This window comes from Lactobacillus melliventris (assembly GCF_042679465.1).
GTDB lineage: Bacteria > Bacillota > Bacilli > Lactobacillales > Lactobacillaceae > Lactobacillus > Lactobacillus melliventris.
The window spans coordinates 119040-133627 of sequence record NZ_JBHTMT010000003.1; the positions used below are offsets into that span (position 1 = coordinate 119040).

13 protein-coding genes are annotated in these 14588 nt (G+C 36.7%); 2 read left to right on the forward strand and 11 right to left on the reverse strand.

Annotated elements, in window-relative coordinates; genetic code table 11:
* Positions 1–11: 11 nt before the first annotated feature.
* The 8 genes from ACFQ32_RS04510 to ACFQ32_RS04545 form a co-directional block, all read right to left on the reverse strand.
* Positions 12–1130, reverse strand: a complete 1119-nt coding sequence (locus ACFQ32_RS04510) for a helix-turn-helix domain-containing protein (protein ID WP_046324591.1) — start codon at positions 1128–1130, stop codon at positions 12–14.
* Positions 1131–1195: 65 nt separating this feature from the next.
* Positions 1196–1924 (reverse strand): elongation factor P 5-aminopentanone reductase, encoded by a 729-nt coding sequence (gene ymfI, locus ACFQ32_RS04515; RefSeq protein WP_046324590.1) that lies wholly within the window; start codon positions 1922–1924, stop codon positions 1196–1198.
* A gap of 166 nt (positions 1925–2090) precedes the next feature.
* Positions 2091–4541, reverse strand: a complete 2451-nt coding sequence (locus ACFQ32_RS04520; protein ID WP_046324589.1) for an FtsK/SpoIIIE family DNA translocase — start codon at positions 4539–4541, stop codon at positions 2091–2093.
* 19 nt (positions 4542–4560) lie between these two features.
* Positions 4561–4953, reverse strand: coding sequence for a DUF1149 family protein (locus tag ACFQ32_RS04525; RefSeq protein ID WP_046324588.1), 393 nt, complete (start codon positions 4951–4953; stop codon positions 4561–4563).
* Between the two features lies 1 nt (position 4954).
* Positions 4955–5512 (reverse strand): tRNA (cytidine(34)-2'-O)-methyltransferase, encoded by a 558-nt coding sequence (locus ACFQ32_RS04530; RefSeq protein ID WP_046324587.1) that lies wholly within the window; start codon positions 5510–5512, stop codon positions 4955–4957.
* Between the two features lie 41 nt (positions 5513–5553).
* Entirely contained in the window at positions 5554–6765 is a 1212-nt protein-coding gene (locus ACFQ32_RS04535) for an AI-2E family transporter (RefSeq protein WP_046324586.1), read from the reverse strand.
* A gap of 13 nt (positions 6766–6778) precedes the next feature.
* On the reverse strand, positions 6779–7159 hold the full coding sequence (locus ACFQ32_RS04540) for a PTS glucitol/sorbitol transporter subunit IIA (protein ID WP_046324585.1): 381 nt from the start codon (positions 7157–7159) through the stop codon (positions 6779–6781).
* A gap of 80 nt (positions 7160–7239) precedes the next feature.
* A complete protein-coding gene (locus ACFQ32_RS04545) occupies positions 7240–9996 on the reverse strand; it encodes a cation-translocating P-type ATPase (RefSeq protein ID WP_046324584.1) in 2757 nt (918 codons plus the stop codon).
* A 165-nt stretch (positions 9997–10161) separates the two neighbouring features.
* Here ACFQ32_RS04545 and ACFQ32_RS04550 point away from each other — a divergent pair, with 165 nt between their 5' ends.
* The gene (locus tag ACFQ32_RS04550) at positions 10162–11196 is read left to right on the forward strand and encodes a lactonase family protein (RefSeq protein ID WP_046324583.1); all 1035 of its coding nucleotides are present in this window, start codon (positions 10162–10164) and stop codon (positions 11194–11196) included.
* 65 nt (positions 11197–11261) lie between these two features.
* Here the strand turns inward: ACFQ32_RS04550 and ACFQ32_RS04555 are convergent, their stop codons facing one another.
* From ACFQ32_RS04555 to ACFQ32_RS04565, 3 genes are read right to left on the reverse strand one after another with little or no spacing between them, the layout of a single operon-like run.
* Entirely contained in the window at positions 11262–12146 is an 885-nt protein-coding gene (locus tag ACFQ32_RS04555) for an RluA family pseudouridine synthase (protein WP_046324582.1), read from the reverse strand.
* On the reverse strand, positions 12133–12939 hold the full coding sequence (locus ACFQ32_RS04560; RefSeq protein ID WP_046324581.1) for an NAD kinase: 807 nt from the start codon (positions 12937–12939) through the stop codon (positions 12133–12135). The genes ACFQ32_RS04555 and ACFQ32_RS04560 overlap by 14 nt, the downstream gene beginning before the upstream one ends.
* A complete protein-coding gene (locus ACFQ32_RS04565; RefSeq protein WP_046324580.1) occupies positions 12939–13568 on the reverse strand; it encodes a GTP pyrophosphokinase in 630 nt (209 codons plus the stop codon). The genes ACFQ32_RS04560 and ACFQ32_RS04565 overlap by 1 nt, the downstream gene beginning before the upstream one ends.
* A gap of 336 nt (positions 13569–13904) precedes the next feature.
* Between ACFQ32_RS04565 and ACFQ32_RS04570 the strand changes: the two genes are divergently transcribed.
* On the forward strand, positions 13905–14528 hold the full coding sequence (locus ACFQ32_RS04570) for a CYTH domain-containing protein (RefSeq protein WP_046324579.1): 624 nt from the start codon (positions 13905–13907) through the stop codon (positions 14526–14528).
* Positions 14529–14588 lie beyond the last annotated feature (60 nt).

Genomic DNA, 14588 nt, shown 5'->3' on the forward strand with positions numbered 1-14588 from the left:
AAAAATAGTTACTATTTTTTATCATCATTTCCACTAGAGGAAGTACCTCCGGAATGGCCAGAATCATTATTATGATCAGTGTTATTTGATTGATTGTTATCATGATTTGATTGACCATTGTTCTGGGAATTTTGATTATTTTGAGTATTTTGTTGACCATTATTTGTACTCGAACTTGCACCATTATTACCATTAGAATTATTGGTTTGGCTATGTTCTTGATTTTGCTGGTTCGAATTACTCTGTCCTGAATTATTATTCGTAGTTCCGGAATTATTTTGACTTTGATGTGGTTGGTTGCTTTGAGTATTTTGAGTATTCCGATGTTTGCCAATATAAAAGGTTAAAGAAAGACTCGAATTTTGAGCTGTATATGGTACTTTTCTGCCACCAATCGTTACTGATGTTCCTAGAGCGTTGCTAAATGTAACGACGACAGATTGCGCAGTTTCTGGAATTCGTAAAGTATGCTTTTGACCAGCTGTTAAAGTCTGACCACTTTGAGTTACGCCATTCATTGCAATAGAAACTGTAGTTGCTTGATCACCGGCTCTAACAACTAAATTGCGGTTATTTTTAAGGCCGATAATCTGAAACTGATTCGCAGCCAATTCCTTAATCTTGACTCTCTTCTTTTTAACTTTCTTAACTTTGCGGTGTCGTTTACCACTATCCGAAGAAACAGAAACATCATTAGCTTCGTTGTTATTTTCATTGCGACTAGAAGAAAAATGAGCAAATACAACGTAGCATACCAAAATTACTGCAACTATCCCCAAACCGACAATGATTCGTGGCAGGTAATCCTGCCAAATCTTTTTCTTATTACTGGTAGTTTTACGTACTTCCTCACTTTTATTGTCAATCGAGTCTTCGACAAATTCTTCAGGTTCGGCTTTAGGTATGTCTTCGTGGTATTCACTTAGCAACTTTTTGCCATCTAAACCAACTATCTGTGCATATTGTCTAATGAAGGCTCTAACGTAAAAATCACCAGGAAGTTTTTCAAAATCGTTTTGCTCGATTGCAGTCAGATATCTACCTTGAATCTTGGTTGTTTTTTCAATGTCTTCAATTGAAAGTCCCTTAGCCTCTCTGGCACTGCGTAATTTATCTCCGATATCTGCCATAGTTACCTCTTCAAATTCTAAATTTACTCTTTGAGTATAACATATACTACATATAATTATTACATTTAAATAAGCCAGCCGCCACTAACATAAATGGTCTGACCAGTTAGATACCCAGACTGAACGTCAAGTAAAGTTTTAACCCAATAAGAAATGTCCTTACCCTCTGCTAAACGACCAACAGGTATTTCACCCTTAACTTCTTCCATCGTTTCAGGGCCAAGCACGGAATTCATTGCTGTATTGACAGCACCGGGTGCAACAACATTAACCGTCAGGTTAGCTGAAGCAACTTCGCGGGCATATGCTTGTGCAAACCCTTCAAGACCTGATTTGGAAGAACTGTATGCCGCTTCCATAGCACTACCTGAACCACCGTAAACTGATCCTAAATAAACAATACGACTATAATCATTTTTTATCAAATGAGGTTCAAATAGTCCTGTCAACTTAATTGGGGTAATCAAGTTTATGCGCATAATCTCATCAATTTTGGCCGTATCTTGACTACTAACAAAATTATAATCGGTAATTCCCTGGGCAAATACCACCGCGTTAACTGGCAGTAAATTATTAACAAATTCTTTTAAATCATTATTTTCAGCCAGAAAATCTAATTTGATGGGAATAAAATCCTGCTGAGGATATTTTTGACTCATTCCTTGAGCCAAAGAATAAGCTTTTCGCCAATTTTGACTGCAATGAATGTAAAGAGACCAACCAGCATTAGCCAACTCAACACAAATAGCTTGACCAATGCCACCTGTAGCACCAAATACAAGAGCTCGCTGCAATTAAAACATTCCTTTTATTTTATTTTTACTTTAAATATTGAAAATGACCTTATAACCAATCGATCATCAAAAAAGATCAAGTTATGTATTCACATTCAATTTTATTTTACCATTATTTTTTCACAAATTTGAACTAATAAAACGACATGATAAACTTTCTTAAAAATTAGCTTTTATCTCCCTCTTTTTTAGGCGGTAATAAAACTTGGCGAGGCTTTGAACCTTCAGATGGGCCCACAATACCTTTTTCTTCCATTTCATCAACAATCCTAGCTGCACGATTATAACCAATACGAAATCTTCTTTGCAAGAGTGATACACTGGCCGTTTGTTGTTGCCTTACTAAGTCCACTGCTTGATCATAGAATTCATCTTTTGGCTCATCATCTTTATTTTCAGAGTTCTCTTGGCCTTTTTGTGGAATCATACCTTTATCATATTCGGGTTTCTGCTGTTTCTTTACCCAGGAAATGATATTTTCAACCTCATGTGACGAAACATAGGCACCCTGAATACGTTCAGGCTTTGAAGCACCAACAGGCATGTATAGCATATCGCCGCGACCGAGTAATTTTTCGGCCCCAGTTTGATCTAAAATAGTCCGTGAATCAATACCACTTGAAACAGCAAAAGAAATCCGTGAAGGAACATTTGCTTTAATTAGACCGGTTATGACATCAACACTCGGTCTTTGTGTGGCCAAAATCATGTGAATACCAGCCGCTCGAGCCATCTGGCCCAAACGGACAATTGCTCCTTCAACGTCACGTCCGCCAACCATCATTAGATCACTAAGTTCATCAACTACTACTAAGATATATGGTAACGGCTTCATCGGCGTTTTTGATTTATCTTGATTATTCAGCCGCACCTTTTCGTTAAATTCACTCATGTTACGGGCCCCAGCTGCAGCAAATAACTTATAGCGGCGTTCCATTTCTTTAACGGCTTTACTCAAAGCATTTGCAGCCAATTTTGCATCAGTAACTACCGGTATCAATAAATGAGGTACTCCATTATAAACAGAAAGCTCCACCATCTTTGGGTCTATCAAGATTAACTTTACCTGATCCGGCAATGCTTTCATTAAAATACTGGTTAAAATTGTATTAATTGCTACAGATTTACCCGAACCGGTTGATCCAGCAATCAAAAGATGAGGCATTTTAGTCAAATTAGCCGAAATAGTTTGTCCACTGACGTCCTTACCCAAAGGAACCTGCATAGGATCTTTTTTGGCTCTGATACCTTGATTTTGCATTACATCTTTAAAAGCAACTACTGAAGTGTTCTTATTAGGCACCTCTATTCCAATATATGGTTTCCCTGGGATTGGTGCTTCTATTCTAATATCCTTTGCAGCCAGAGCAAGAGCTAAATCGTCAGCGAGATTAACAATGCGACTGACTTTAACACCAACAGCCGGTTGAACTTCATAGCGCGTAATAGTTGGACCCAGTATCGCCTTTTTGATAATAACGTTAACGCCAAAACTCTTGAAAGTAGATTGTAACGTCTGAGTATTTTTGCGAATAAGAGCTTTATCAGTACTTTGGTCAATATTTTTAATATTATCAAGTAATGTTAAGGGCGGTTTTTGATAATCCGGACTAACTTTTTGATTTGATTTTAATTCCCCGTGATCTACTGCTCCTAATTCTTCCTTAATCTTTTTATCTTCTTCAACAAAAGAATGTGATTTAGGTAATGATGAAACAGAAGAATCGTTTTGCTGCGCTTTAGCGTTATTGTTTTGACTTGCAACTTGAATTTGCGGCTCAACAGGAGCGTGTTCCGGAATATCACCGTATTCTGCTTTTTCAGATGGAAAATCAGTTACTTCGTTTTGATCTATGTTACTTTCAGAAGAGTTATCATCCACAGTAAAATCATCCACGTCTGGAAAAACTGGAGCTTTTGTACCCACTGAATTGGAATCTTCCTGATTATGCAACTGGTTTTTTCTCTGCTCACGTTGCTCTTTGAAAGAGCCGTATTTATCTTTGATTTTGCCACCAGCTGCTTTGTTTTTATTAATAAAAAGCTGACTAACAGACTGAAATTTTTTGATAATTGTTGAAAATTTAACATCAAAAAACATCAAAATACCACTCGGTATCAATAAAATTGCAATTACCCGCAGTCCTATATGACCAAGTAAGGGGTAAAAAATCTGATAGCATAAGGCGCCTATGACGCCACCACCGATATTTTTGGTAACAGCCATGCGACTGAATTCAGCTGAAATTTCATGCCAAAAGACATTCATAAAAGCATTATTAACGAATTCCCGTTCAAAATAAATACTGCTTTGAATTAATAAAATTCCCAAAATAGCAAAAAATAGTCCACAACTGCGTTTGAAGTTAAAGTGCATCGGCTTATTATAAATCAACATAACCAGGCCGAAAACAATGCAAATACCAGCTGCGAGCAAATAGGAATCTCCAAAGACCAGGCGAAAAGTATTTGCTACTTGTTTACCCAGGATTCCAAATTTGGCAAATGCTAAAGCAGAGATAACAATTTGTAAAAGTCCGACAATTGCCCATGTAATTCCAGTATTCTGATTCTTCTTTCGAGCCTTTGTGGTTTTTCTCCTTTTCTTTTTTGGCATGATACTACCCAATTAACAACTAAAAATTAGCTTGGAAGTTCAAGTTGACTGGTTTATCCAGTGTAATTTGAGTAACTTGATAAGTTAATGTTTCAATATACTCAACTAAAGGTCTACTAAGCAATTTGTAATCAGCCTTACTAAGATCACTGCCATCACCAAAATAATTTTTGATCTGAACGATTTGGCTAATCATCCCACTTACTGAGAATTCTCCGGGAGCAGGTGCCACGTCAAAAATGATGGTGATGTCAAAATAATTACCATCTACCCCTGCATCTGTTGTGCCATCATCATTTTGTTTTTCAACTTTTTTAAGGCCAAAATTAACTTGATCTTTAGTTTCAGGTTCTTCATTAACATCATAGTGAAAATTTTTTACTATCACCGGTGTTTCTTTTTCAAAATCCATTTTAATTTCCTCCCAAATTTCTTTCATAGCGTTCAGGACGATTGTAGTTATCTTTTAACTTGTCATTTTCGTAATGATGAGAAGTTTCCAGCATAGGAAAACCTTGTTGACGTAATGCTTCAAGCAAAACTATTGCCACTGAATTAGCTAAATTGTAACAACGAATATTATTTGACATAGGTATGCGCAAATTACGTTCGTAATATTCTCGCATAAAAGTTTCAGGTAAGCCAGTAGTTTCCTTACCAAATACGAAGTAGTAATTTTTGGAAGAATCCGTGTAATCTACCTCAGCATAATTTTTGGAAGAAAACTTAGAAATAAGATAAAGCTCATCCTGTGGTCCCAACTGCTTCAAAAAGGCATTAAGATCATCATGAAGCCGCACATCAACTTTATCCCAATAATCAAGCCCTGCTCGTTTCATTTTTTTATTATCAATTTGAAAACCTAAGGGCTCAATTAAGTCAAGAACTGTATTAGTACCAGCACAAGTTCGCGCAATATTTCCCGTATTGGCCGGCATTAATGGTTCATATAACACTACATGATTTGTCAATCTTTTTCTCCTTCAACATCAAACTTCTAAACAAACTAATCTTATTCTTTATTTTTTAAATCAGCATTTTCGCCATTTTGCGCAGCAATTTGAGTAGTTTCTTCGCCTTCATCTTCTCTAAAAACTTGGGAAACATTACGGTAATAATTATAAACACGTAAAATGATAATTTTTAAGATTGCATAAATAGGAATACCAAAAATGACACCCCAAAGTCCCCAAACTGCACTAGAACCAATTAACAATAAGATTGTAGTTACCGGATGCATTTCCATCTTATTACCCATTACGAGAGGACTGATAATTCTTGATTCAATTGTTTGCTCGATTGCAAACACAATCAGAACTTTAATGACCATTGGAACTGAAAGCATGATCGCAATTACAATTGCAGGAATAAAGGAAATAAACGTACCAAAATATGGGATCAGGTTAAGTAAACCACTTAAAACAGCAAGTGCAATGCCATACGGTAAGCCTACTATACTGTAACCAATGGCAAACATAATTCCTACCCAAAAGGCAACTGTGATTTGACCCCTGATATACGAAGCTAAAGCGGTGTTAATATCATAGAGCAGTTCACCAAAACTCTTTTGCCAGCGCTTAGGCGCAAATTGGGTTAAATAGGGCCGCAAATTATGGGCATCTTTTAACATAAAGAAGAGAATAAACGGTGCCGTAAGTAAAGTCATAACAATAATAGTTACTACACTGATCGCCGAAGAAATGTTACTCAGAGCGGCATTTATGGCTTCATGACCTGATTTAAAAAGCATATCCTGCGCGCGATTAATAGCATCGTTAATATTGCCTTTTACACTGTGAAACTGCGGCTTGCTCAGTGCTTCCTGCACAGCATTACTTGCATCCTTCCAGATATGCGGCCAATGTGCAATTAATGAATTAATTTGACTTTGAACAATTGGCAATAAAGTATTAACAATCCACACTAGTAAAATTGCCACAAGAAGAAATAGTCCCAAGATCGTAACCAGTCTTGGCACTTTGAATTTCCGCTCTAAAATGTCTACCAGCGGATTCATGATATAAAATTGAATTAAAGCAAGCATTAGTGGTGGCAAGATTGCACTTACAAACACTTTAGCAGGATTTAAGACAAACGAAATTTTGTTGAACAACCAGATTACAAGGAAGAACAACAAAATGTTTAGTAATGCAATACTAAAGCGGTTATTCAAAAACCATTTTTGAAAAATGGTTCTTTTTTTATGTTTTTTCTCTACTTCCATCAAATCATCCTAATCAAATATGTTCGTAAATTATATCATCGCCAACGTTAAATTCAGGCAGAGTTTGCTTGTCACCTAATGTAAGATACACAGCATTTGCCAAGGGATTTTTAGACTTTTGCTGATTAAAGAAAAGTGTGGCATGTCCTAATGCCCTCATATCACTGACAACCATGGCGCCAACGTAATCAGCTACATATGTTTGACCATCAATTGTAATTGTGTCCCCTTTTTTCAAAGTAAAACCAGTAAGCGGCGAATCAGGGTCAAATTTTTGAATAATTGAAACTTCTACCAGTTCAGCTGTAACATTTTCACCAAATAAAATTACCATATTGCTCTTAGGCTCTATAGCTTGTTTACCAATTTTTGTAATAGTTGCTGTCCACTTCATAATTTGTTCTCCTTAAGCTTTAATTTTAGCATAACAAAAACCGCTTAACTAATATATAAGCGGTTTTATTTGTTACTTCTTTATTTCTGATGGTAAAGGAGCCATTTTTTAATTTCATCAATTATCACTAATGGGATCGGCAAGCAGAACAGGAATAACCAGTCAACTGGCAATAATCTCGTCGTATTAAATAATTGTTGCAATCCTGGAGTTACAGTTAAAGCCAAAAATAGCAGTATTTCAAAGATAATGCCATACCAGATATTGCGGTTACTAAAGATGCCTTTCTTGAATAACGAAACTTTGTTTGTTCTACAATTCAAAACATTTGCAATCTGAGTAAAAATGATTGCTCCCAAGACCATTGTGGTTGCACGCATGTATACCGGGCCGTTAGCAGCTAAAGGTACGTGAGGCCAACCATTTTGGAAATTAACGAAGAAGTATGCTGCAATCGAAATAGCACTGGAAATGAGGCCGTACCATAAAAATGCTTTGATAATTACACTTCTATTAAGCAAGTGCTCATTGCGTTTACGTGGTGCCTGTTTCATAACATCCGGATCAACTGCTTCTCCACCAAGTCCTAATGCTGGCAACATATCCGTTCCCAAATCGACTGTCAAAATCTGCATAACCGTCATTGGCAAAGGAATCATCCCTCCTGAAAACAGGAATAAAATTGAAGGAAAGGCTTCCGGCACATTTGAAGTTAGGATATAAGTCAAAAACTTACGAATATTGCTATATACTGCCCGTCCTTCTTCAATTGCAGCTACAATTGAAGCAAAATTATCATCGGTCAATATAATATTTGCAGCATCCTTTGCCACGTCTGTGCCAGTGAGACCCATTGCAATACCGATATCAGCTTGTTTCAGTGCAGGGGCATCATTAACTCCATCACCGGTAGAGGCAACAATCTCACCGTTTTCCTGCAAGGTCTTAACAACCTTATATTTTTGCTCAGGAGCTACCCGGGCGAAAATCACTTCTCCTTTTAGCGCTTCTCGCAAATCTGCATCACTCATATCCTCGAGCTCATCACCAGATATGACCCGCGCCTTGTCTGAGGTCAAACCAATTTGGACAGCCACTGACTTAGCCGTTAGCTTAGAGTCACCGGTAACCATAATAATCTTAATCTTGGCTTGATGACACCGTTTAACAGCATTATAAATTTCAGGACGAGGAGGATCGCTCATCGTAGTCAAGCCGACGAATATCAAGTGCTGTTCAGCCGTTTCGATCGTTAATTTAGTAACGTCAGTATTTTCTTTTTCAACAATGCGGTAAGCCATTGCCATACTGCGGAAACCCTTGGCAGCATATTCAGCATTGTATTTTTCAGCACGCTTTTTATCATCTTCAGTCATAGAGCGAACCTTACCGTCAACTTGAATCTGATCACATTGCTTAATTACGTCACTGAAAGACCCCTTAGTAAAAATAATATACTGACTGTCATTCCAGCGATGAATAGTTGACATGCGTTTACGATTAGAGTCAAAAGGCAATTCACGTAAACGAGGATATTTAACCAGAACTTTCTGACGATCAAAGCCTGCTTTTTCAGCCATAATAATTAAACAAGCTTCAGTTGGAGTTCCCAAAATTTTGGGTTTACCCCCTTTGACTTTGCTGGGTTGAACCGCAGTATCATTATCTAAAGAAGCTATCTGCACCAGCTTGTGCAAGTCAGGATTTTCTTCGTACCATAACTGCTTATTATTCAGTTCAATTTGACCATTATTAACATAGCCATTACCCGTAACCGTATATTCATTTTGCGGCGTCCAAATGTAATGAATAGTCATCTGATTCTGAGTTAAAGTACCAGTTTTATCTGAACAAATAACTGTGGTTTCGCCTAAAGTTTCTACCGAATTCAATTCTTTAACTAAGGCATGCTTTTTAGCCATGCGCTTAACTCCTTGAGCTAAGCTTAAAGTAACAGTTGGAAGCAATCCTTCAGGAATAAAGGCAACAATCATACCTAACGCAAAGATAAAGGCCTTGGCAAAAGGATATTTGACGAAAAAGATTGCCGCAATTAAGAACAAAACACCAATTGAAACTGCAATTATTGATAATTGTTTCGTCAGCCGATCTAATTCTTGAGTCAATGGGCTATCAACCTTATTTTGCTTTTGTGTCAGCTGCGCAATTTTACCAAATTCAGTATTCATCCCTGTGGCAAAAGCGATAGCGCGAGCAGTACCAGATCCAACTGTTGTTCCAGAATAAACCAAGTCTGCTTCCGCATAACTGCCTTCACCTGGAGCGTATTCTGTAGTTTTTGATTCTGGCACAGATTCACCATTTAACGCACTTTGATCAACCTGCATAGAACTGGCAGTAATCAGCCTGGCATCAGCTGGAATGGCATTGCCGGCCTGAAGAATAAAAACATCTCCCGGAACCAGTTCTTTGGCATCAATCTGTGTTTTTTTACCATCACGGATTGCTTGAACATAAGTAGGCAACATATTATTCAAAGCATCTGTCGCTCTTTTAGCAGCTCTTTCCTGCCAAAAACTGAACAATCCGTTGATGATATTGACCAGCCAAATAGCAATTCCTAATTCAAGCGTCCCACTAAACATGGCTACGGCACCTGAAATCCACAATAAAATTGCCATCATACTAATAAAATTCTTAAAGAAAGTTTTCCACTCGGATTCTTCTTCAGACTTTTTAATTTCGTTACGACCATATTTTGCCAATCTTGCGGTTGCTTCTGCAGAAGTTAAGCCTGCCGAAGATGAGTGAAGATTAGTATAAACTTCAGAAATATCATTCTTAGCGTATAGCTCTCGAATTTTATTTTCTTCCATTTCCAACATACCTCTTGTTTAAATTTTTTGTTTTTATACTAATAAAACCGACACCATACTTTACCACTTTTTAAAATGATAAAGTCATTCAATATTTTTACAATTGCGTGTCATGCTATACTAATTATTGAGACAATTATAAATGAAATTGGAGGCTTTTCAAGCATGAAATTATTAATTGGCGGATACACCAAAAAAAAGTCAACGGGAATTTATGAGCTGCCGCTTACTCCGGCTGCTAATGGCGTGGAAATGCAAATGGGACCAGCAAAAGAAGTAATCCAAGTTGGTGGACCTACTTATTTTGTTCAAGATGGCAATCTCATTTTTACAATTAATAATGCTGGAGAAAAAGGCGGAATCAGTTCTTTCGCATTAGTTAAGGGCAAATATTCAGAAAAGGACTCTTATTTAACCCCAGGTTCTTCGCCAGCCTATATTGGAATTAACCGCGAAAAAAAACTATTATACACTGCAAATTATCATACAGCTGTACTCAGTGTATTTTCGTATGATGATGAGGGTAAACTGACCTTTTTAGATTCCGTAACTCACACGGCAGATACTCTTGGTCCCTGTCCAGAACAAGCTGATGGCCCTCATCCCCACTTTTTCGATCAAACACCACAAGGCAATTTAGTGAGTTGTGACCTGGGCAACGACTGTGTTGATTTTTACAGCTTCAAAAATAATAAGCTGAAGCACCTGGCTAAATATCAAAACGAGCCAGGTTTTGGAACACGCCATATTGTATTTAGTCCTGATGGTAATTATTTTTATGTTGTCGGTGAGCTTTCAAGTAAAATTAACTTAGTTAACTTAGATGAAGCCCACTGGAATTTTAAAAATATTGCTACTTATTCAACCATTCCTGATGATTTTTCTGACCACAACGGCGCAGCTGCCATAAAAATTAGCCATGATGGTAAATTTATTTACACTTCCAATCGCGGTCATGATACCATCACTGTTTTTGCAGTTAATGATGATCATACCTTGCAACTACGTCAAAGAATTTCAACTTTTGGTGAATTTCCTCGTGATTTTAACTGGGACAAAGATGAAAAATATGTGGTAGCAACCAACCAAAATTCAGATAATGCCACTTTATATACACGAGATGCTGAAAATGGTTGTTTGACACCAGTTCAAAAAAATATTTTTGTTCCCGAAGGTACTCGCGTACTTTTTAGTGAATAAATTTTGTAAAACAAATAAAAGAGTTGTCTAACGCAAGACAACTCTTTTATTTCTCTACAGATATATTAAAGGCTATGCCATAATTTTTGCATATCCGGTGCATCAGGTATTTCAATACTAGTATGCTGGTCTTTAGTAAATGGATCAGGAAAACCCAAATAAAAGCAATTGAGTGCCTGGCGCTTAAACTCATCATTAATGCCATATAGAGGATCGCCAAATAAAGGATGACCCAAATATTGCATATGTATGCGAATCTGGTGAGTTCGACCTGTATATAGGCGCAGTTCTACTAAACTGGCTCCGCTTTTTTGAGCAATCACTTTATAAGCAGTTTTAGCATTCTTGCCAGTGGAATCAATGCTGCGCACAATTGAGGTTCCTTTGCGACCAATAGGCTGATCTATCACTCCAGTCAATTCTTCCGGCGCAAAATTGCCATGAACTATTGCATGATATTTTTTAATAAATTGAGTTTTATCGATCTGACTAAAACGAGCATGAGCAATAGCATTTTTCCCAACCAGAACCAGACCAGAAGTATCGCGATCGAGTCGCGTCACTATGTGCGGTTTAACGTCAACCTCTTTTTTACTGTTAAAATAACCTAAAACTTGGTTAACTAAAGCATTGTCATCATAACGAGATGGAATTGACAAAATGCCAGCTGGTTTATTTACTACCAAATAATTTGCAGTTTCCCGTGCAACCGCTAGCGGCTTCTTTGAGGGGACTAGCCAGGGATTGACCCTCTCTTTTCCCGGAATAAAAATCACTTCATCACCTTGATGTAAAATGTAGTTGGTAAAGCGCCTTTTATGATTTACTAAAAGCATCCCACCGGAATTTTTAGCATTATTCACTGCTCTTTTTGAAAAACCGTTTTTCAGTAAAAAAGCTCCTAATTTCTTGGGAACTTTGTCTTGTACAATAACTTTAAATGGTGTCATCTTTATCTCCAATAAAGGCGCTCTGAACACGGGACCAAAAATGGGTATGCCCAAAACGATCAAAATGAATTTCCTTACTAGAAATACGATATTCAATTTGTTTAGCGTTGCGTACATTAATGCGACGGCCATCAACAGTCATAACGCAGTGGTCAGCATCAGGTATGACAGTAATCCACTGCTCTGGTGCCAACACTATTGGCGAAGATAATGATCTGAAAATTCGGTTATTAATTGAAGCTATTTCTGCCATTTGCAAGGCTTTAAGTCTTGGGTGAATCACAGCACCACCAAGTGACTTATTATAACCAGTTGAACCGGTAGGAGTTGATATACATAAGCCATCTCCCCGGAAATTTTCAAATAATTGATCATCAATATAGACTTTTGCTTCTAATGTATGCGATACCCGTTTGACTGCAGATTCATTTAAGGCCAAAAAATGTTTCTTTTCATTCGCTTCGGTTAAAAGTTCTACTTCCAAAAGCGGGTAACTGGCAGATTCCGGCTCCCTTAAAAATAAAGCATCTACCATTTTATCAACTTCTGGACCACGCCAATCAGTGTAAAAACCTAAATGCCCAGTGTGGATGCCAATAAAGCGAATAGAACTGATCTGGTTTTCATAACGGTGAAAAGCATTGATTAAAGTACCATCGCCTCCGACAGTAATGACAACATCGGGGTATTTAGCATCAAAAACAATGCCTGCTTTAGCTTCCAACAGTTTTCGCAAGTGCGCCACAACTTTTAGCGTTTCGGGATTGGTGTTATGGGCAATTGTAATTCTCATTATTTTTCCTTACCCTTGTTTTTGGTAAAAACCTTTTGAGCTTCCTGCACTTCATCTTTTATTAAAGACATTTCTTCATCAAGTTTATATGCTGTTTCTGCAGTGGATTTTAGTCTTTGGGAAATATCTTTTGGATAAGAACCTTGATATTTATAATTAAGAGTGTGTTCAACAGTAGCCCAAAAGTTCATAGCTAAAGTTCTGATTTGAATTTCAGCCAGCAACTTTTTGGGACCATTTGGCAAATAAACGGTGTAAGAAATAACCATATGATAGGAGCGATAGCCTGAAGGTTTGGCGTTTTTAACATAATCACGTTCTTCAATGACTTCCATATCATCACGTGTATGTATTAAGTCTACCACCTTATAAATATCATCGACAAATTGACATACTATCCTAATACCTGCAATGTCCTGCATATCGGTTTCAATTACATCAAAACTGATTACACGCCTTTGCATTTTTTCTTTAATTGAGTCGACAGTTTTAACCCTGCCAACTACAAATTCTATCGGGGAATGTTCCCCTTTCGTTAAAAAACTTTGTCTTAAAGAACGAAATTTCACTTTCAATTCTCGGACGGCCTCTTCATAAGGCCATAAAAAATTATCCCAATCATTATTCATAGAAATAACCCTTTCTCAAACAGCATATCCATTTTAACATAAATTATATGATAGCAATTTCATATGGCTAATAGCTTTAATAAAAGAAGCCACTTTTTTCTATACAGCATATATAATCCCTTATTTGATACAGTTTTTTCTTGCATATTAAAGCTTTTAAGATTATGATAAATTTATTAATTTCAGTATAGCCTATACTTTGATAGTTTTTTTCTATTTTATATTTAAGCAGAAACAGCAATTTTGACAATATGTCAATAAAAAAACTATACTTTCTTAATTAGTAGCATGGAATAAAAAGTAAATTCTATCACTGAAATTGGATGGGGAATTATTATGTCGAAGAATAATGAAATTGAAGCAAAAATTATCCTGCCAAAGACAATCTATCACAAACTTTGCCAGGATTTTGCTGCAAAAAGCTGTTTTAAACAGGAAAATTATTATTTTGATACCAAAGATGGTTTGCTAAAACAAAATCATATCAGTTGTCGCATTCGTCTTTTTGCTGATCATGCAGAGCAAACACTCAAAGTTCCCAATAATGATCCCGTGCAGCACAAGTTTCATGAAGCAATAGAAATTAATGATGAACTAAAACTAGCTGAAGCTAAAGCAATGGTTAAAAATGGCAGCAAAAATTTGCCAATTTCTTTTAAATATAGCGTAGGAGACTATCTGAACAAGCGCTTTTCAGACCACCTAATACTAAACTTGCAAACTTTTAGTAAAACTAAGCGCATTTTAGCAAATGGGCCTGAAAATTGTGAATTAACATTTGATGATAGTACCTATCCTGACAATTATGAGGACTTTGAAATTGAGATTGAAAATACTAATCCCCAATTAATTGCACAAGTTCTATTAGACTTAAAAAAGAAATATCACTTTACACAGAATTCTGCTAATACTAATCAAGCAAAAATTGCACGCGCTTACAAGCATAGTGCTAAAATGTAGTTTAACGAGTAAATTTCTAAAAAGGATAGATAATTAGATTTTTAAATAATCAGTATTGGA